General features: G+C 61.4%; 14 protein-coding genes. 3 read left to right on the forward strand and 11 right to left on the reverse strand.

Annotated features, from left to right (window positions below; translation table 11 throughout):
- Positions 1–205: 205 nt before the first annotated feature.
- From WM42_RS07940 to trmB, 6 genes are read right to left on the reverse strand one after another with little or no spacing between them, the layout of a single operon-like run.
- Positions 206–1,270: an HNH endonuclease signature motif containing protein gene (locus tag WM42_RS07940; protein WP_062036858.1), complete on the reverse strand. Its 1,065-nt coding sequence runs from the start codon at positions 1,268–1,270 to the stop codon at positions 206–208.
- Positions 1,271–1,312: 42 nt separating this feature from the next.
- Entirely contained in the window at positions 1,313–1,657 is a 345-nt protein-coding gene (locus WM42_RS07945; RefSeq protein ID WP_062036861.1) for a DUF3054 domain-containing protein, read from the reverse strand.
- Between the two features lie 6 nt (positions 1,658–1,663).
- Positions 1,664–2,680 carry a lysylphosphatidylglycerol synthase transmembrane domain-containing protein gene (locus WM42_RS07950; protein ID WP_062036864.1) on the reverse strand — a complete coding sequence of 339 codons (1,017 nt, stop codon included), beginning with the start codon at positions 2,678–2,680 and terminating at the stop codon, positions 1,664–1,666.
- On the reverse strand, positions 2,677–4,908 hold the full coding sequence (locus WM42_RS07955) for an MMPL family transporter (protein ID WP_062036867.1): 2,232 nt from the start codon (positions 4,906–4,908) through the stop codon (positions 2,677–2,679). Before WM42_RS07955 ends, WM42_RS07950 begins: the two co-directional genes overlap by 4 nt.
- 7 nt (positions 4,909–4,915) lie before the next feature.
- Positions 4,916–5,512: an NYN domain-containing protein gene (locus WM42_RS07960; RefSeq protein WP_062036870.1), complete on the reverse strand. Its 597-nt coding sequence runs from the start codon at positions 5,510–5,512 to the stop codon at positions 4,916–4,918.
- On the reverse strand, positions 5,512–6,288 hold the full coding sequence (gene trmB / locus WM42_RS07965) for a tRNA (guanosine(46)-N7)-methyltransferase TrmB (RefSeq protein WP_062036873.1): 777 nt from the start codon (positions 6,286–6,288) through the stop codon (positions 5,512–5,514). The genes WM42_RS07960 and trmB overlap by 1 nt, the downstream gene beginning before the upstream one ends.
- Before the next feature lie 406 nt (positions 6,289–6,694).
- On the opposite strand from trmB, the gene WM42_RS07970 reads away from it, so the two are divergent.
- Positions 6,695–8,512 (forward strand): phosphoenolpyruvate carboxykinase (GTP), encoded by a 1,818-nt coding sequence (locus WM42_RS07970; protein ID WP_062036876.1) that lies wholly within the window; start codon positions 6,695–6,697, stop codon positions 8,510–8,512.
- A gap of 247 nt (positions 8,513–8,759) precedes the next feature.
- Here the strand turns inward: WM42_RS07970 and WM42_RS07975 are convergent, their stop codons facing one another.
- Positions 8,760–9,545 (reverse strand): class I SAM-dependent methyltransferase, encoded by a 786-nt coding sequence (locus WM42_RS07975; protein ID WP_062036880.1) that lies wholly within the window; start codon positions 9,543–9,545, stop codon positions 8,760–8,762.
- A 24-nt stretch (positions 9,546–9,569) separates the two neighbouring features.
- On the opposite strand from WM42_RS07975, the gene WM42_RS07980 reads away from it, so the two are divergent.
- Positions 9,570–10,691, forward strand: coding sequence for a glycosyltransferase family 4 protein (locus tag WM42_RS07980; protein ID WP_062036883.1), 1,122 nt, complete (start codon positions 9,570–9,572; stop codon positions 10,689–10,691).
- On the opposite strand, the gene WM42_RS07985 is transcribed toward WM42_RS07980, so the two are convergent.
- Both WM42_RS07985 and WM42_RS07990 read right to left on the reverse strand, forming a co-directional pair.
- The gene (locus WM42_RS07985; RefSeq protein WP_235591234.1) at positions 10,638–12,146 is read right to left on the reverse strand and encodes an MmpA family trehalose lipid delivery protein; all 1,509 of its coding nucleotides are present in this window, start codon (positions 12,144–12,146) and stop codon (positions 10,638–10,640) included. The genes WM42_RS07980 and WM42_RS07985 overlap by 54 nt on opposite strands.
- A complete protein-coding gene (locus WM42_RS07990) occupies positions 12,133–13,284 on the reverse strand; it encodes a PorA family protein (protein ID WP_062036886.1) in 1,152 nt (383 codons plus the stop codon). The genes WM42_RS07985 and WM42_RS07990 overlap by 14 nt, the downstream gene beginning before the upstream one ends.
- A gap of 61 nt (positions 13,285–13,345) precedes the next feature.
- Between WM42_RS07990 and WM42_RS07995 the strand changes: the two genes are divergently transcribed.
- On the forward strand, positions 13,346–14,506 hold the full coding sequence (locus WM42_RS07995) for an acyltransferase family protein (protein ID WP_235591235.1): 1,161 nt from the start codon (positions 13,346–13,348) through the stop codon (positions 14,504–14,506).
- Here the strand turns inward: WM42_RS07995 and WM42_RS08000 are convergent.
- Together WM42_RS08000 and WM42_RS08005 are read right to left on the reverse strand one after the other, a co-directional pair.
- Complete coding sequence (locus WM42_RS08000) at positions 14,422–17,604, reverse strand: alpha-(1->3)-arabinofuranosyltransferase domain-containing protein (protein ID WP_062036892.1); 3,183 nt, start codon at positions 17,602–17,604, stop codon at positions 14,422–14,424. The genes WM42_RS07995 and WM42_RS08000 overlap by 85 nt on opposite strands.
- Positions 17,604–17,801: a DUF2613 domain-containing protein gene (locus WM42_RS08005; RefSeq protein WP_061924980.1), complete on the reverse strand. Its 198-nt coding sequence runs from the start codon at positions 17,799–17,801 to the stop codon at positions 17,604–17,606. The genes WM42_RS08000 and WM42_RS08005 overlap by 1 nt, the downstream gene beginning before the upstream one ends.
- Positions 17,802–17,804 lie beyond the last annotated feature (3 nt).

Raw genomic sequence — 17,804 nt, forward strand, 5'->3', positions numbered from 1 at the left:
AACGACCTCAGAAATGAAGGAGAAAGTAAATGTTGCTGTCTAGCGCACTCGATATCGTCGGTGAAATCATCAACTACGCCGTTATGATTTTCAACCAGGGCGCAGCAATGTTCAGCTAAGAACTTCTGCCAGAAGCCTTTCTGGCAGCCGAAAGCAGTCTTCCCACAGGGCAACTTGTGGGAAGACTCTTTTTGTATAACGGGGTTTACATTGCGGGGCTGGGAATTACGACTGGTCTGCCACCGCCGGGCGGCAGCCAACATATTCGACCTCTCAAGCGGCCCATTCTTCCGCGGCCGGTTGGTTTATCGGGCGAGTCATCGTTGATGGCGTTGTGGTAGTGGCATAACGGAACCAAGTTATTGATGTTCGTCATCCCGCCGTCTTCCCATCTATCAAGATGATGGAATTGGCATTCGTTGGCTGGGCGCCGGCACCCCAACCATGCACAGGTGGGATGCTCAGCGGCCAACATGGTGCGCTGCTTTGCTGAAGCGAAACGCCGAGTGCGGTATAAGTTAACCGGGCCCACTTCCGGATGGACGAGCGTGACGAAGCCGATGTCTGCGAAACGCTTCTGGATGAACTCAGCGCCGCTTAGCGTTCCGCCATCTGTGGCCAAGAGCTGGATATCGTCGCCGTCACCGCGGGCGATTTTATCTAGCTGTTCCAAGCGCACAATCACGTGTGTATGCAGCTGCGGCGCGCTGGAGCCAGCACCGCTAAATACCCGGCGGACTGCTCCGAGCAAGTCGGGGCCGGCTGCAGATGCTTCAGCCGCTGTTGCGGCGGCAGTGGGGTCTTTAGCAGTGGCTTTGATGGTGCCGAATAAATCGGCAATAGCGCGCGGGGAGTCAGTGATAACAAGGCTGTGTGGGCCATTATCGCGCCGTAGCACCTTTACCCCGCGGGCAACCTGCGGTGGTTTCCTTAGCTCTTTAAGGCGGGCGACAGCCACCTTGGCAATATCGCGCTCCCTGGTGGCACACAGTTCTTCGCGCAGCCGCCAAGCTTTGCGCTTATCTTTTACGCGGCCGACGTACCTTTCAATCTCTCGCAGCGATTCCAAAGAGTGCGAAGTATTTCGCGCCGCGCGCTGCATGGCGCTGAAAGCAGTCTTTCCAAAATAGATTTCATGCAAGGACAACAAGGACTGCGCAAAAGACTCGGTGGCGCCCATCGCCACCAACTCGCTGCGGTTGTGGCCCGCACATAACGAGACCACGTGCATACCGCGCGCAAGTACCCCGAGTAAGTCCCCCAACTTCATGCCCCACACCATAAACGGGGTGGGGTGGCCCCGCAACCGGAACTAGTGGCGGCGGGAAGCGAGTGCGGCGATACCTCGCCAGCCGAAGAAGAACAGTGCCGACATCGTGGTTGCAACGATAAGGAAGCTGTAGTGCGGAAGGCGGCCATTAACCAGCATCCATAGAGCCATTCCGCCAATTACAGCAGAAAGCCAAACCACGAGGCCTTCCTTCCAACGACCTTCCATTTTGGTGGCGAGGATGATGACCCAACCAATTAGTGCGCCTACAGTCCACGGCCAGAAAGCATCGACCCAGCTACTGAAGGAGAGCCCTCCATGCGCAATTCGGGCGAGAACGGCGAAGATGGCGAGGGCGATGATGTCGATAATCGGTGCTGTGCGCATGAGTGTTTAAGTGTCCTTTCGATTCAGCGCTTGGTAGGTCAGCCCCTTGCTGGCGTAATGCACAAAGTAGATGACCCAGCCAATGATAGTGACCAGAGCAAAGGAAATAAGGCGGTAGATAATCGCAGCGGAAGTGGCATGAGCTGCAGTCAGGCCCGTAGCCACCAGCGGTGCGATAAGAGCGGCCTCCACCGTTCCAAGACCACCCGGTGTAACCTGCGCCGAGCCCGCCAGCTTTGCGGCGAGGAAAGCGAGGGCGATGCCGGCCATCGTTGTGTGGTCTTCAGCGGCGCGTAGCCAAGGGATTTCTCCAGTAATGGCCCACACGCTGGCCCATAAAGCGAGCATGTCGCACAGGCGGTGCAACAGCGAGGAGATACAAATGACCGCAAACGGGCCGCGGCTCAAGTGCACCTCGTCAAGGTTGTTTACTTCCTGGCGGACGCGCGCTAGCTTCGCACCCTTGAGAACTCGCTGGTGGTTTAGCCAGCGCTGAATGGTTGCCGGGTGGGATGTAATCCAGAAGATAGCGCCCATTGCGGCCAGCATGAGGACGATGGTGGTCAGCAACGACCCCAGCGCCATATCGGCGTTCAAGAAAAACACACCGGCGACGCCGATGAGAGCCAGGAACATCGAGGAAATGATCGATGACAGGAACAGGAAGTAGCTACACAAAGCCACCGAGGCGCCCCAACCACGCTGCACCTGGAAAGTCAGGATCGCAGCGAAGGCCGGGCCTGCGGGAAGGGTGGTGGACCAGGAATTCGAGGCCAGCGTAATCGCATAAGTTTCCCGCAGCGGGACCTCAATCTTGCCGGCCTTGATGAGCAGACGCATGACCTCCGCCATGCCGGCAATAGACCCGAATGCGAATAACACAACCAATACAACAGGCAGTGGCTCCGCATGCCGAAGGCGGCTTAGGCCCTCGGCGATAAAACTCAGGTGGTCACGAAAGAACCATCCGAGTGCAATCAGGATGAGCAGCGAAACAATCCAGGTCAACCAGTTCTTTTTCATCGCTCTCCCGTGCGCTTATCGGCTTGGAGGCGTTGCATGAGCTCACTAAATGGGATGAGGGAAGAGTCTTCCGCGAGGGAACGGCCACTGCGTTCAGGGCCATCGTACTTGTCCTGGGCTGGGGCGGGTTCGCGGCCGTGACCCAACTTGTCGTAAGCGCGATGGATGAAGCGGGGCGCCCACCAGTTGTCTTCCCGCAGCAAGTGCATGACGGCGGGGACGAGCAGCATGCGGACGATGGTGGCGTCGATAAGCAGTGCAAAAATCATGCCGAAAGCGATGTACTTCATCATCACGATGTCGGAAAAGCCGAAAGCGCCTGCCACCACAATCATGATGAGAGCCGCAGCCGTGATAATGCCTCCGGTGTGCGCAGTGCCGATGGCGATGGCTTCATCTGTATCGGCACCGTCCGTACGACGGCGAGCCTCCACCATGCGGGAGACTAGGAAGACCTCGTAATCGGTGGAAAGACCGAAGACGATGGCAATGATAAGCACCAGAATTGGACTCATCAGCGGGCCGGCAGTAAAGCTCAAAGCGCTCGCTCCCAAGCCGTCGACGAACATCAGGGTCAAAATGCCCAGCGTTGCGCCGAGGGAGAGCAGCGTCATCAAGATGGCCTTAATCGGCAAGATGAAAGAGCCGAAAACTAGAGACATCAGCACGAATGTTGCCAGTACGACGTAGAGAGCCATCCACGGCAGCTTGTGGAAAAGGGCATCCAAAGACTCAACCTCCATGGCCGGAGTGCCTCCCACGTAGAGCTCAACGCCTTCAGGGGCTTCCACCTGCTCGAGTTCGTGGACGATACGGGCGTAGTCATCACGGTCCTTGATACCTGCGGCAAGGACGGTGGTGCCGTCCTTCGTTGGAGTAACAGGGCCCATCGGCTTGGTGAGGCCTTCGAGCTGGCGTACTTGCATGACGACGTCGACAAGCTGCTGATTGGTGGCGTTAGTTACCACTAGCTTTACCGGCTCAGTGCGGAAGGACGGGAACTGTTCATTGAACTCGTCCTGAGCCATGCGGGTTTCATGTTGTGGCGGCAGGTAGGTCTCGTTGATGCCGCCGAACTTAACACCAAGAACTGGCAAGGTAAGGGCAATGAGCAGGCCGCAGATGGCCACGGTCATGAGCTTGGCATGGCGCATGGCCCAACGAGGAAGCTTGTACCACACTGTGTCTTCTAAGCGGCGGGCCTTTCGAGAAGTCTTGCGCACGGCGAACTTGTCGATGCGCTTGCCCAGCAGGCCGAAAAGCGCCGGCAAGACGGTCACAGACAACAGCGCTGCCAGGCCAACTGCAGAGATTGAGCCATAAGCCACGGACTTCAGGAAGGCCTGCGGGAACAGGAAAAGACCAGACAACGCCACGGTCACCATGCCCGCGGAAAAGACCACGGTTTGGCCGGCTGTGGCGGTCGTGGTGGCAACGGCATCGGGGGTCGAGCGGCCTTTATCCAGCTCCTCGCGGAAGCGGGAGACCATGAACAGGCCGTAGTCGATAGCAAGGCCCAAACCGAGCAGCGTTACGACGGCCTGGGCAAAGACGTTGACCTGCTGGAAGCCAGCGAGCACAGACAAAATACCCAGCGAGCCCAAGATAGAAAGGCCACCTACAACAAGCGGCATGCAGGCAGCGACAACCGAGCCGAAGACAATCAGCAGTAGGAGACCAACCAACGGAAGGGCTGCTTTTTCAGCGCGGGAGATGTCGTTGGCCATGCCCTCATCGAGAGCATCGGCCACAGCGGTAGCACCAGCGACTTTGACCGGGATGTCGGTGGCGGTGAGGTCGCTTTCAATCGCGCGGAAGTCCTTCAGCGTCTGTTCGCCGTCGCCTTTGAGGCTGATGGCGGCAAAGGCAGTGCTGTGGTCCCGATTGACCAAGTTTGGGTTCTTGGTATCGAAGTAGCTGGTGATTCCATCGATTTCCTGCGGGTGCTGTTCTTTTAGCGTTGCGAGGTGGTCCTTTGCTGCGGCAAAGTTCTGATCAGGATCAGAAAACAGCAAAATGACATCGCCGGAGTTGTCGCGCCCGAAGGTTTCCTGTTCGATGCGGGCTGCGCTTGTCGACGCCGCGCCGGGGTCCTCCCAGCCTTCCTGGCTCATGCGCTCGCCTAAGCGAGTGCCGAAGCCGATGAAAAGCAGCAGGATGACGCCAACAATGACGAGCGGGACGACTTTGCGATGCGCATAGGAAAAGCGGCCCCAAGCGTAGAACATGGTCCTCCTAACGCTGCTTGAGTAGGGCGGTGAGCGGGCGGAATGGTTGCAACCAGGCGCCGCCTTCTGGCAGGTTGTCGAGGTTGATGCGCGGCAGTGGCTCGCGGAAGACGCCTTCGATGTCCTCGAGGTCGACGAATTCGATGTCATCGTGTGTCACGGCCCAGGAGGCATGCTCGTGGAAGCCGAGAACGCAGACGGGCTTGCCCTCGGCTGCGATTTCCTCGAGGAGGGGCTGGAAATTCTGGCCGTCGGCGGAGGCGACGATGACGCCTTCGAGTTTGTCGCGGTTGGCCTGGATGTAATCCACCATGTCTGGATCGACATCGTCGTCCTCGTGCAGCTTCGGCTTGGCAAAGACTGCGAAGCCGACGTTACGGATCGCCTCGACCCACGGGCGGATGACGTCAGCGCCGCCAGGGGTGACGTTGGTGAAGACGGCAGCTTCTGGCTGGGCGTCGTTCTGCAGAGCGATATCGACGAGCCAGCGGCCGATGGCATCAAAACGTGGGCGGTGCGCTGCTGTTGGGCGGCCACCGAGGATGGCGCCTAGCCCCATGTCCATGTTGGGGGCGTCCCAGATGAGTAGGTAGGAACCTTGCATTAGATCTTCTCCCACAGGTACTCGGTGATGACGTGGTCTTTGTCGAGGCCCTTGCCCTCGAACTTGGTGATGAGCTGGCGGTCAGTCAGCTGCGGGCACTCGGGCCATGGCCAGCCTTTGTAGCGGAGGGTGGGCTCTACCTCGACGAGTTCGTTGATCCACTCTGCGTACCCCGCGTGGTCGGTAGCGACGTGCAGAACACCGCCCTTTTTCAGACGGGAGGCAAAAAGGTTGAGGGTGCCGGATTGGATGATGCGGCGCTTGTGGTGGCGGGCCTTCGGCCATGGGTCGGGGAAGAAGACACGGATGCCGTCCAAGGATTCTGGCGCAAACATGCGGACCATCACCTCGATACCGTCGCCGCGGATCATGCGGATGTTGTCGATGTCGTTGCGAACGACAGAGCCTAGGAGCTTGGCAAGGCCGGGCTTGTAGAGCTCGACGGCGATGATGTTGGTGTCCTGCTCGAGCGGTGCCATAGCGGCGGTGGAAGTGCCGGTGCCGGACCCGATTTCGACGATAGTCTTGGCGCCGGTGCGGCCGAACCAAGAATCGATGTCGAGGCGTTCGTCGGCAAGCATTGCTCCTAGGCGCGGCCAGTGCTCTTCGAAGAGGGCATTCTGGTTGTCAGTGAGCGTGCCGCGTCGGAAGGTGACGTTGCCGAGGCGTGGGTAATCGAGGTCGTTGCCGAATTTAGCGTTGAAGTCGGTCTGCAGCGGGCGGCCGTGAGGCATTTCGCCGGCTGGGGAGTTTTGAGGATTATCTGCAGTATTCATTGCTCTTTATTGTTCCCTGTGCTTATGTCTCTAACAAAGTGCCGCGCCGCTTTTCGCTGGGTGGTGGAGGGAACTTTACGCGGTGGATATAACCGGGTTGAGTCTCGAGGGGTGGATTATTCCAGACAAAGCTGCGCCCACTTCTGAACATTTCAGCCCCGTATTGGGGTGGGGTGAGGGGCTGTATGCTGTATGTCACAACGGCATACGCTTGGTTAAGTTGTGGTGAACGGCATGGTTATAACCATATTGGCTTTGAATGCCTAATTTTGACCCTAATTCGCGGCGACGTGGGGTTAATCTTGTGGTGAAAGACCCGTGGGGGACGTGTGCTCCGGCCAAGAACCCGGTAGATGTTCCTCGGCGGTAAAAATCCTCACGAACCGGACCACTAGGAGATTCTTAGATGACCGCCACCATTAAAGGCCTCGTCGGCGAGTTGCCAACGAGCAACGAAAAGCTCATTTCTTGGATTAGCGAAAGTGTTGAACTCTTCCAGCCGGAGCGCGTGGTCTTCGTAGACGGCTCCCAGGAAGAAGCAGATCGTCTGGCAGGCGAGCTCGTCGAAAAGGGCACGCTCATCAAGCTGAACGAGGAAAAGCGCCCGAACTCCTACTTGGCTCGCTCTAACCCTTCCGACGTCGCGCGTGTGGAGTCCCGCACTTTCATCTGCACTGAGTCTGAGGAAGATGCGGGCCCTACCAACAACTGGGCACCGCCGGCGGCGATGAAGGAGGAGATGACGGAGGCATTCCGCGGCTCCATGAAGGGCCGCACCATGTACGTCGTTCCTTTCTGCATGGGGCCAATCAGCGACCCAGAGCCAAAGCTGGGTGTGCAGCTGACTGACTCCGAGTACGTCGTTTTGTCCATGCGCATCATGACCCGCATGGGAGCACAGGCCCTGAAGAAGATCGGTGCGGACGGCGACTTCGTGCACGCTCTGCACTCTGTAGGCGCTCCTTTGGAGGAGGGCCAGGAGGATGTGGCTTGGCCGTGCAACGAGACCAAGTACATCACCCAGTTCCCAGAGACCAAGGAAATCTGGTCCTATGGTTCCGGTTACGGCGGAAACGCCATCTTGGCCAAGAAGTGCTACGCGCTGCGTATCGCTTCTGTTATGGGCAAAGAAGAGGGCTGGATGGCTGAGCACATGCTCATCCTGAAGCTGACCAACCCAGAGGGCAAGAACTACCACGTTGCGGCGGCTTTCCCGTCTGCTTGTGGCAAGACCAACCTCGCGATGATCACCCCGACCATCCCGGGCTGGTCCGCAGAGGTTGTCGGTGACGACATCGCGTGGATGCACCTGCGCGAGGACGGCCTGTACGCCGTCAACCCAGAGAACGGCTTCTTCGGCGTTGCGCCGGGCACCAACTACGATTCCAACCCGATTGCCATGAAGACCATGGAGCCGGGCAACACCATCTTCACCAACGTTGCGCTTACCGACGACGGCGATGTCTGGTGGGAGGACATGGGCGAGGCTCCAGCCCACCTCATCGACTGGCTCGGCAATGACTGGACCCCTGAGTCCACCACCAATGCGGCACACCCGAACTCTCGCTACTGCGTTCCGATTACCCAGTGCCCGACCGCCGCACCAGAGTTCGATGACTGGAAGGGCGTCAAGATTGATGCCATCCTGTTCGGCGGCCGCCGTGCAGATACTGTTCCACTGGTTACCCAGGCATTCAGCTGGAACCACGGCACGATGATCGGCTCCCTGCTGGCTTCCGGCCAGACCGCTGCCGCAGAGGGTAAGGTCGGCGCACTGCGCCACGATCCAATGGCTATGCTGCCGTTCATCGGCTACAACGCTGGCGATTACCTGCAGCACTGGATTGACATGGGCGAAAAGGGTGGCGACCGTATGCCGTCCATCTTCCTGGTCAACTGGTTCCGCCGTGGTGAGGATGGCCGCTTCCTGTGGCCGGGCTTCGGTGAGAACTCCCGCGTTCTGAAGTGGATTGTGGATCGCATCGAGGGCAAGGCTGAGGCTGTCGAGACCGTCGTCGGCCACACCGCTCGCGCTGAGGACATCGACATCGAGGGCCTCGACTTCGATATCCAAGATGTCCGCGAGGCACTGTCCGTCAACGCTTCCGACTGGGCTGGAGACATGGAAGACAATACCGAGTGGCTGCACTTCCTGGGCTCCCGCGTTCCTTCCGAGGTGTGGGACGAGTTTAATGCTTTGAAGTCCCGCGTGGAAAACGCCTAATCTTCTTACTTCCCGCGATTGGCTAACTCTAAAACAGTTAGCTGATTGCTGAAGAGGCTGACGTCAGGCTGTTTGGGCCTCTAGGGTCTGGTTCCGATCGTGCATCGGAGCCAGACCCTTTGTGTTATTTCGGGCAAATGGTAGGTCAAACAATGGTGCAGCTGTAGTTATTTTTACCCACGACGAACGTGTTCGGAAACAATGTTTCCGAACGTTTGAATTGGATACATTTTGCGGGGAATCGGGTTCAGCGGCGTAGCACGAGGACGAGGTTTGAGGTAAGGAACTCGCGCAGGACGGGCACCCGCGTGACCCACCACGCCCAGCTGGGGTGGTAGCGCGGGAACGTCGCTACTAGCGTCGAACTATCCACTGAGGCGCCGCCAGGTGCGGCGCCACTGCTGGTGATAGCTTCCGCCCACTTAAGGCCCTCGCGGGCAGAGACCGCGAAAAGCGAAGTGCCGAAGACGTTCTTCGGCAGGTGGCCGTGGCGGCGGGTATAGCGATCGCGGGCGAAGGCGCCGCCGACGTAGTGCTCCCACAGGCCGGTCTCATGCCCGCCGAAGGGGCCCAGCCACACGGTGTAGCTGAGCACAACCAATCCGCCGGGCTTGGTCACGCGCAACATCTCTTCTCCCATATCCCACGGATGCGGGATATGTTCGGCCACGTTGGAGGAGTAGGTGATGTCGAAGGTATCTGCAGCAAAGGGCAGCTGCGTGCCATCTCCGCGCACCGCGTTGGTCAGCTGGATTCCCGCGGCCGACATCTCGCCCGCATCGGGCTCAACGCCAAAGTAGCGCGCCCCGCGGCGGGCGAAGGCCTCTGCGAAATAGCCCGGGCCGCCGCCTACGTCGAGAACGCGCGCGCCGGCGAGTTGGGTGCCGACGTCGTGGCAAAGGGCGTCGATGAGCAGTGCAGTGTCTTCGGCCAGACCGCCGTAGAAAATTTCCGGCGCAGTCTGCTCAAAGCGGAAAGAACGTAGCAGGCGCCACGAACGCGCGAGCGTGGCCAAGGCACGGGTTTGTTTCATAACCCACTAGGCTAGTAGTTCGACATGAAGATTCTTTTACTGTGCTGGCGTGATTCCACCCACCCGCAGGGCGGTGGCTCGGAACGCTATCTGGAGCGCGTCGGGGAGTATCTGGCGGCGCAAGGCCACGAGGTGGTCTTCCGCACCGCGCGGCACATGAATGCTGCAAAGCGTGAGCATCGCGAAGGCTTTTTATATTCTCGCGGCGGTGCCAAGTTCAGCGTGTATCCGCGCGCGTGGCTAGCCATTTTGGCCGGGCGCTTGGGGCTTGGCGACGCCAAGAACATCGATGTCATCGTCGATACCCAGAACGGCATTCCTTTCTTCGCCAAACTGGTCTCGAAAGCGCCAACTGTTTTGCTCACCCATCATTGTCATCGCGAACAATGGCCGGTTGCGGGCCCGCTCTTGGCGCGTTTGGGATGGTTCTTGGAGTCGAAGGTTGCGCCAAGTGTCTACCGCAATAGCCCTTATGTAACGGTCTCGCAGGCTTCGAAGCAGGATTTGGAAGAGCTGGGAATTAAAGGCGCGCACATCATCGAAAATGGTGTCGACCCACTGCCAGAACATGTGCCGACCCTGCAACGCGAGACGGCCATCCATCTGGTGACGCTCTCGCGGTTGGTTCCGCACAAGCAGATTGAACATGCGATGGACACGGTGGCAAAGATGCCTGGCGCGGTCCTCGACGTCATCGGTTCCGGCTGGTGGGAAGCGCAGCTGCGTGAGTACGCCGAGCGCATTGGAGTGGCCTCGCGGGTTCGCTTCCGCGGGCAGGTTACCGAGGACTATAAGCACGCTTTGCTTGCGCTTGCCGACGTCCACCTCATGCCCTCGCGCAAAGAAGGCTGGGGGCTGGCAGTGATGGAGGCCGCGCAGCACGGTGTGCCGACGGTGGGCTATTCCTTCGGGCTGCGCGATAGCGTCATCCCGGGCCAGACTGGCGTGCTGGTCGATACCGAGGAAGAGTTTGTGCGGGCAGTCCGCGAGCTTGTTGCGGATGCGAATTTACGCCGTCAGTTGGGCGAGAATGCCCGTGAGCTGGCAGCACACTACTCCTGGGAGAAGACGGGGCGCGCTTTTGAGAAGTTGCTAACGCAGACCGCTCGTGCGACGGCGGGTAGCCAGAAGGCCCGGACGGACTAGCAGCCAGAGCACTAAGCAGGCCAGCGGGCTGGCCACCCAGGCGGCGGTAAGAGCCCACGGAACCTTGGGCGCGGGGGCGGGTGGCTCGGCGACGATGCGGCCGTCAACAACCACCGCGCCCACGCCGAGTTGGGCGAGCTTATCTAAGTCCTGGTCCTGCCAAGCTTGCAGCGCCGCGCGGTAGGCGGGCTGGGCTTGGTCGACCACAACGCCGTCGACGCGCAGTTCGCCGGATTCCAGTTTGTTCACGGCCTTCGAATACGGGTCGACTGCGGTGGTGCCGTCGGACAAAGTGACGAGGGAGGGGCGTTGCGGGAAGAGTGCTAGCCGGCCGTCTAGCTCTTCGACGAGCTGGTGATCAATGCCGCTGGGGCGTGGCGTGAGGACAGCTAGCTCGCGTGGAGTGTCGGGAGCCTGAAGCAGGCAGGCGAGGAGTGCCAAGGCCGCGGGGAGGTTAGGCAGGGCGCCGATACCGGCGACGTAGAGGGGTAGGGCAAGTAGCGTTAGCTTGGAGGCGTCGCGAAGCAGGCCCGCGCCGGGGACCGTTTCAATCAGCCACGCCAGTGCGCCGGGGCAAGCCCAGGAAATAAGCGCGCTGCCGAGGCCTACGGCGGCGAGGAGGAGCAGGGGGCGTCGGCAAGCGGGGGCGAGGCGGCGGGCGCCGAGCAGCGCAACAGCTGCAACCACGAGCCCTGCGAGCGCAAAGCCGTGGTGGCGGGAGTCGGGAACGGCGTCGGCGCTCCAGATGCCGCTGAGACCAAGGAGAGCGCCGACGGTGCCCACGCCAGCTTCCGCGCGAGGCGCGAATGCAGCCACCTGCGCGGCAGCCGGACCGGGAACTGCGTTGTTGGTAATCGCCGGCACCAGCCACGGCAGGCACAGCGCCACGCCACCCGCGGCGAGCTTGAAACGGCCAGTAACAAGGGCGATTAGCACGCCGAATACGCCGCCGGTGGGAGTAAGGGAACTTGCCCACAGACTCAGCCACGCGGGAATCGCGCGCTTGTGCAGGCACGCCCATGCAAGAACTGGCGCGAGCCATCCCGCAATCGCAAGGGACCAGTGCCCCAGGAGCAGGCGCTCGACGATGAAAGGATTGGCCACCGCACAAGCCATCGCAGCGGCGGCGGAAAGCGAAGTGCGGGCCCACTTCGCGGCAACGTATGCGCTAGCACTTGCAGAAGCGGTGACGAGCACGCGTGCGAACCAATCACCGCCCAGCAAAGCTAACGCGCCGTCCTGGGGCGCATTACGCGCGGGCAGCGAACCCAGCCCAAAGTTGGAGGCGGTAAAACCGGGGTTGTGGAGTAGAACCATATCGCGCCAGACCAACTCGCCGGGCAGGAAAAACGGCCAGCACACTGCCACCACGAGCAGGGCGCCCCACAGCCCTAGGCCCCAGCGCGCGGACCTGCGGCGCGCGGATCTGCGGCGCGCGGGTTTAGGCGCCGACACGGTGGCGGCGCATGTACATAAAGGCGGCATAGGCCAGCAAGATAACGCCGATGACCTTGCCTAACCAGCCGACGATGCTGAGAATCTTCACGTTGTTGATGGTCGTGCGCACCGTGTCCAAACGTTCCTTCTTGGTGGCATCGGACCAGTTCAAGTTGGCCTGGAAGAGGGAGCGGTCGGCAGTGTCGTCCTCGGCAACCATCTTCTTCGCCTGGTCCTGGTCGGTGGCGAGGAAAATCTTTATGTCCTCATGAGCATCGACGATGGTGCCGGTGGTTGGTTCTACCCAGACGTCACGCGTGACCGTGTAGAAAGGCTCGAGGCTGACGTGCTCGGTGGGGTCCAGCCCGAAGCGGCGCAGCGACTCCTCATCGAACATCGCCTGCGCCGGGCCGGAGCGCTGTAGCTTCTCTGGGCTCGTGCGTGTGGCTTTCTCATCGGGGGTTTGCTGCTGCAAGACACCCAGCGAATAGGCCAAGGCAACCGGCTCAATTTCCTGGTGGAAGATGTAGGTCGGAATCGTCTCGCGCTTTTCGGTGCCGGTGAAGTCGATGGGCGCTGTGGTCTGCGTCATCGGATCGAAATACGGGTAGCTGCGCTGTTCCGCCTTAGCCGGGAAGAAGTAGCTGATGCCATCGCGCGAAAAGTCGTGGCCTGCCGCAGAGATATTCAGCGGGGCGATATCAACCTGCTGTGAGCTATTGGGCCCTGCTACCGGATAAGCTGATTCGCGGTTGAGCAGAGAGTTTTCCTTGATCTCCGCGATAGTCTGGCCATTCGAGGTGACCTGGAGGAGGGAATCGGCGGAAGCCACGGCGTCGTCGGCAGTAGGCGAGGTGCGGGTGGTGCGTTTGAGCGAAACGTCTCGTTCCTCTGCATAGCAATAGAGTGGAGCATCCTTGGCATCGCAGTCAGGGTTGCCATGGGTATCCGCTGGCTTCTTGTGTTGCACAGCGCGGCTGACGTTGATTGCTGGGCCCTGGGTAGGAGCGGTGTCGATGGTGAAGTTTAAGTCATCTGGCAGCGGCCGGGCTTGATTGTTGTACAACGGCGGCAGCACAGAACCGAGGAGCAAAAAGACGATTGCGGCGACGATCACCTTCGTCATCCGCGAGCTCCAGTTAATCAGCCGCTTCATTACAGTAGAGTTCCAATCAGTTTACGTGCGCCGTGCATTATGAGGAGGAAGGAAAATTAGTGTGGCTTCCCATTCTTCCTTAAAGAGCCTACCCCGCCATATTTCTGAGTTGGATGGTATGCGAGGCTGCGCTGCTTTGGGAATTGTGGTCACGCATGTCTCCTTTCAAACGGGCACCGGTTGGGGGATTGCGGAGCGTTTCGATTACTTCGTTTCGGTGTTCTTTGCGCTGAGCGCTTTCCTGCTGTGGCGCCGGCGCGCCCTGCACAGCCCGCGGGATTATGCGTGGTCCCGCGTGGGACGCCTGGCGCCTGCGTATCTGGTGTGCGTGGTGCTGGTATTCGCACTGCTTCCCGACGCCCATTCCGCCACCGCTACCCAGCTATTCAGCAACCTAACGGGCACGCAGATTTATGTAGTCGACGGTCTGGCGCCGGGGCTTACGCAACTGTGGTCGCTGTGTGTGGAGTTCGCGTTTTATCTGGTGCTGCCGCTGCTGGCGGCGGTGATGCGCGGATGGTCGCGGCGGCGCAGGGCGTGGGCCATTGCCGTGGCGGCGGTACTGAGCTGGGGCTGGGGGTTTGTTCCCTTCGTGGCTGATTACGCCAAGGGGGACGTGAATTCGCAGATTTGGCCGCCGGCGTATGCCTCGTGGTTTGCAGTCGGGATGCTGCTGGCTGAAGCAGAAACTGCGCGCGGGCAGTTTCCTGGGTGGCTAAAACGTGCGCTGCGGATGCGGTGGGCGTGGTGGCTGGCGGCGTGTGGCTGCCTGTGGCTGGCTAGCCGCGAGTGGTTTGGCCCGCGGGGTTTGGCGCATCCGGAGCCAGGTGAGTTCGCGCGACGCATCATGGTGGGCGCGGTCTTTGCGGTGTGCGTGATGGCGCCTGTGGCTTTGGCCCCACGGAAGTCTTCGTTGCTGAGCAACCAGTGGGGGCAGGCTTTGGGGCGTTGGTCCTACTCGCTGTTTTTGTGGCACGTTGCGGTGTTGTCGGTGGTCTTTCCCTTGCTGGGAGTGCCGTTGTTTTCGGGCAAGGTCGTGGACTTCTGCGTGGTCTTCGCGGTGACGGTGGCGGGCAGCCTGCTGGTCTCGGCCGTTAGCTACGCCGTGGTGGAAGAACCCGGAAGGCGGTTGGTTGGTCAGTTCGCGCGGCGGCTGGGCCACAGGACGCAGGCTAGCGAGGCAGCGCACAAGCAGGTCACGAGGACCGAATCGCCGGCATAGCTGCCGCTGGCCCACGGCGCGCGGGCAAGCATGGTCCCAGCCGCCGCCGTCAGGGCGGCGGCTAAAGGAGCAGCGCTTAGCGACGTCCATCTCAACACCACCCACGCAGCTACACCCGCGAGTACGGCGGGCAGGCCGAGCAGGCTGAGCGTACCCAGGCCGCATACTGCAGCGAGAATGTGGGCGCCGCGGCCATCGTCTGGCTGCCACGGCGCGGTGGGGCGGCGGCGAAGAGAAAGCAGGCAGCCGGCCACGGTCAGCAGGGCCAGCGCGCCGCCTAAGCCAAGCGCGGCCTTATAGGTACGCGCCGCGGCAAAGCTCATGCGGAAGCTACCGCTTCTGCCTGCGGGAATAACAAAAGCCTGGAGGGAAGCGTTGATCTCTCGCGGCGCGAGGTCGATGCTGCCGGCCTCCGAATCGAGGTGGCCCTGCAGGCCGGGGTTAAACGCATTGCCGGTGATAAGCAGCCGGTCCTGCCCCGTGGCTTCGATGGTGCCGGAGGTTCGTTTGCTGGCGGCGGCCGGTGACCAGCCCACCTCGCGCAGGCTGATCCATCCGCCGGTGCTGCGCACGCGGTGGGTGCCGGAGCGGAGGGTGAGGTGCGCACCGGGGTTATAACGCACACCGTCGATAAGCACGGGCTTGCGGGCGTCCAGCTCCAACCGCATGGTGCGGGGCACCGTGAAGTCACGGATGAGGATACGGGTGTCCTGGGCTAGCTGCTGGAAGAAGAACTGGTGGACGTCCGGGGAAGTCGCCGGAACGGTGACCACGCGCTCGATGGGGGAGCCCACGACCTGCGCGTTGGCGATGCCCACGCGCTCGGAAAGATCGATGCGGATGCTGCGGGTATCCCCACCCGGCACGCGCACTTCTCGGGAGCGGTAGGGCTTGAGCTTAACCTTGACCTTCGCGCTTCCCGAGCGCACGGTGACCTCGGTGTGGGCAGTGGCCATGAGCTTGACCACCGGCGCGTGCCACGCCGGCGTATTCGGGTCCTTGTTTAGCTCCAGCCAGCCGGTATCGCCGGGGGCGGGCCACCAGGCGGTGGAATTTTCGCCGTCAACAGCAGCGGTGCGCGAGCGCGCGGGATTGGCGCCGCCGAAGGCATCGGCGTCGGCAGCCGAGGAAGAAGCGCGGACTGTGCCGCCGTGCGAAACCACCTTTGTCAGCGGCCCGGCGGAGGGGTAGTCGCGCAGGCGGTTATTCACCGTCGAGGGATCTCCCTCGGCCAAAGGCGCGGAGATGGGCCCGTCGAGGGTGCCGTAGTTGCGGTCGGTCAGCGTGGGCGTATCGGTGACGATGTCGGCGTCACGATCGACGAGCTCGTAGGCAGGAGCCGAACCGTCACCATGGGCATCCAGGAAGGCCAGGGACTCCCCGCCGCCGGCCACGCGGACGGGATTGGCGGAGGTCAGTGTGCCTACGGCGTCGTCGGCAGGCGGGAGGATGATGACCTCCACCTCGTCATCAGGGCCGAAGGAGTGGACCTGCCCGCCGTAGGAGGAAGCATCGCGCCAGGCCGCCAGCGGGGAGTCATCGCGGCCGTTCGCGCCTTCTGTAGACGCTAAGTCGTGGCGCAGCAGCACCGCACCGATGCCGAGGCGGCGCAGCGCGGCGCTACCGGTGGCGGGATCTTCGTGGAGGGCTGCCACCACGCCGTCGAGTCCGCGAATGGCCTCGGGTGGGACGAGGGGGATGGCGTCGCGGACGGCCCACGGGACGTCGAGAAGCGGCTGTGCCGGCTCATCGCGTGTCCAACCCCAGTTTTGGCGTGCGAAAGAAGCCTCGGGGAACAGCAGCGTGCGCGTGCCCTGGGCATGGGTGTTGAGGAAGTCCGCAGCCTCGTGCCAGTACTCCGGGACCTTTTCGTAGGCGCCCTTGGGAAGCAGGCGCCCAGTCCACGCGGGCGAGAAGGACGCGCAAGCAATGGCGGCCACCAGCACCGCCACCGCTTGGCGACGCCCCGGCCGCAACCACTCGTCCCGCACCCGCGGCAGGGGCAGGGCGGAGGTTGCCGCGGCGAAACCGAGCAGCAGGGGGATGCGCACGAGCGGATCGAACTTGTGGAGGTTTCTTAGCGCGGCGAGCGGGCCGTCGAGCGCGTGGAGATACCAGGCGGCGTGGGTGCCGAGGATAGCGATGCCCACGCAGGCCATGACCGGCCAGACTCGTGGCAGTCGTGCTAGGCCGTAGAGGCCAATTGCTGCCACCGTCATGGTGACCAGCCCGAAGAAAGGCTGGGTGGCCAGTGCATATCCGGCTACGCGCTCCGTGTCGACGAAGGGTGCCCAGCTGGTGGTGCCGCGGAGAATTTCCGGCAGGTTTAGCCAGCGGGTGGTGACATAGGAAGACTCGATGAACTCAGTAAACGGCGGGGCGTAGCGCCCCAGCACCAAAAGCGGCACTATCCACCACAGAGAAACCGCTGCGCAGCCAGCCAGCCACACAAGGCCGGGACGCCAGGCTCGGCGGTACAAAAGCACCACCGCTGCCGGAACACACGCCGCGAGGGTAGCGGTGGCATTGACCGCGCCCATCGCTGCCACCGGCAAAACTGCTGCCGCAGCGCAGCGCCACGTTAGCTCCCGGCGCAAGAAGGGCAGGATGACCCACGGCGCCAGCATGACCGGCCAGGTCTCCGAGGAAATTGCGCCTATCGTAGTCAGCGCGCGGGGCGAAAGCGCGTACAGCAGCGCCGCAAGAAAAGGCCAGACGGGCGAAATCTCCCGCCTAATGCCCTCCCTCCTAAGGCCTCTGAACTGCGGAGGAAGAGACGCATAAATCAGCCGGTGGAAGCCCCAAAAGCCCACGCCTAGGACGAGTAACCACCACAAGCGCTGAGCTACCCAATCCGGCAGCGGCGAGGTAAGAAGAAAAAACGGGCCCTGCGGGAAAAGATAACCATAAGCCTGGTTCTGTAACTGGCCGAGCGTAAAGACCTCGGTATAGGCGCTGGTCGCCCCGCGTAGAAAGCCTAGGGGGTTAGCGGTGAGATCGTGCTTGGTATCCGCCGCAACCAAGCCAAAGGGCTGGGTAAATACGAAAACAGCGAGAGCTAAAAGCCCGCCTATGCGCCAGCGGGACTGCGCATTCATTAGTTCCTAGAGCCGTACTCCGGGCCGCCCATTACGGCATCAGAAGCGGAAACTGCACCGTCCGACGGAACTGCATCAGCATTAGAAAACTGCGCGATGCCGATGATGGTGATGACGCCGAGGGCGATGCCCACGACGGTGCTGCCCACGGCGGGGCCGAGGGTGCGCTTGTTGAGGGAGTCCGTCTCGAGTGCCATAAA

Source organism: Corynebacterium simulans (assembly GCF_001586215.1).
In the GTDB taxonomy this organism is placed as follows: domain Bacteria; phylum Actinomycetota; class Actinomycetes; order Mycobacteriales; family Mycobacteriaceae; genus Corynebacterium; species Corynebacterium simulans.

What these genes read in the sequence shown, in the direction of transcription:
- WM42_RS07940 (WP_062036858.1), bottom strand. Translation starts at nt 1,270, where the DNA reads ATGAAGTTGGGGGACTTACTCGGGGTACTTGCGCGCGGTATGCACGTG.
- WM42_RS07945 (WP_062036861.1), bottom strand. Translation starts at nt 1,657, where the DNA reads ATGCGCACAGCACCGATTATCGACATCATCGCCCTCGCCATCTTCGCC.
- WM42_RS07950 (WP_062036864.1), bottom strand. Translation starts at nt 2,680, where the DNA reads ATGAAAAAGAACTGGTTGACCTGGATTGTTTCGCTGCTCATCCTGATT.
- WM42_RS07955 (WP_062036867.1), bottom strand. Translation starts at nt 4,908, where the DNA reads ATGTTCTACGCTTGGGGCCGCTTTTCCTATGCGCATCGCAAAGTCGTC.
- WM42_RS07960 (WP_062036870.1), bottom strand. Translation starts at nt 5,512, where the DNA reads ATGCAAGGTTCCTACCTACTCATCTGGGACGCCCCCAACATGGACATG.
- trmB (WP_062036873.1), bottom strand. Translation starts at nt 6,288, where the DNA reads ATGAATACTGCAGATAATCCTCAAAACTCCCCAGCCGGCGAAATGCCT.
- WM42_RS07970 (WP_062036876.1), top strand. Translation starts at nt 6,695, where the DNA reads ATGACCGCCACCATTAAAGGCCTCGTCGGCGAGTTGCCAACGAGCAAC.
- WM42_RS07975 (WP_062036880.1), bottom strand. Translation starts at nt 9,545, where the DNA reads ATGAAACAAACCCGTGCCTTGGCCACGCTCGCGCGTTCGTGGCGCCTG.
- WM42_RS07980 (WP_062036883.1), top strand. Translation starts at nt 9,570, where the DNA reads ATGAAGATTCTTTTACTGTGCTGGCGTGATTCCACCCACCCGCAGGGC.
- WM42_RS07990 (WP_062036886.1), bottom strand. Translation starts at nt 13,284, where the DNA reads ATGAAGCGGCTGATTAACTGGAGCTCGCGGATGACGAAGGTGATCGTC.
- WM42_RS08000 (WP_062036892.1), bottom strand. Translation starts at nt 17,604, where the DNA reads ATGAATGCGCAGTCCCGCTGGCGCATAGGCGGGCTTTTAGCTCTCGCT.
- WM42_RS08005 (WP_061924980.1), bottom strand. Translation starts at nt 17,801, where the DNA reads ATGGCACTCGAGACGGACTCCCTCAACAAGCGCACCCTCGGCCCCGCC.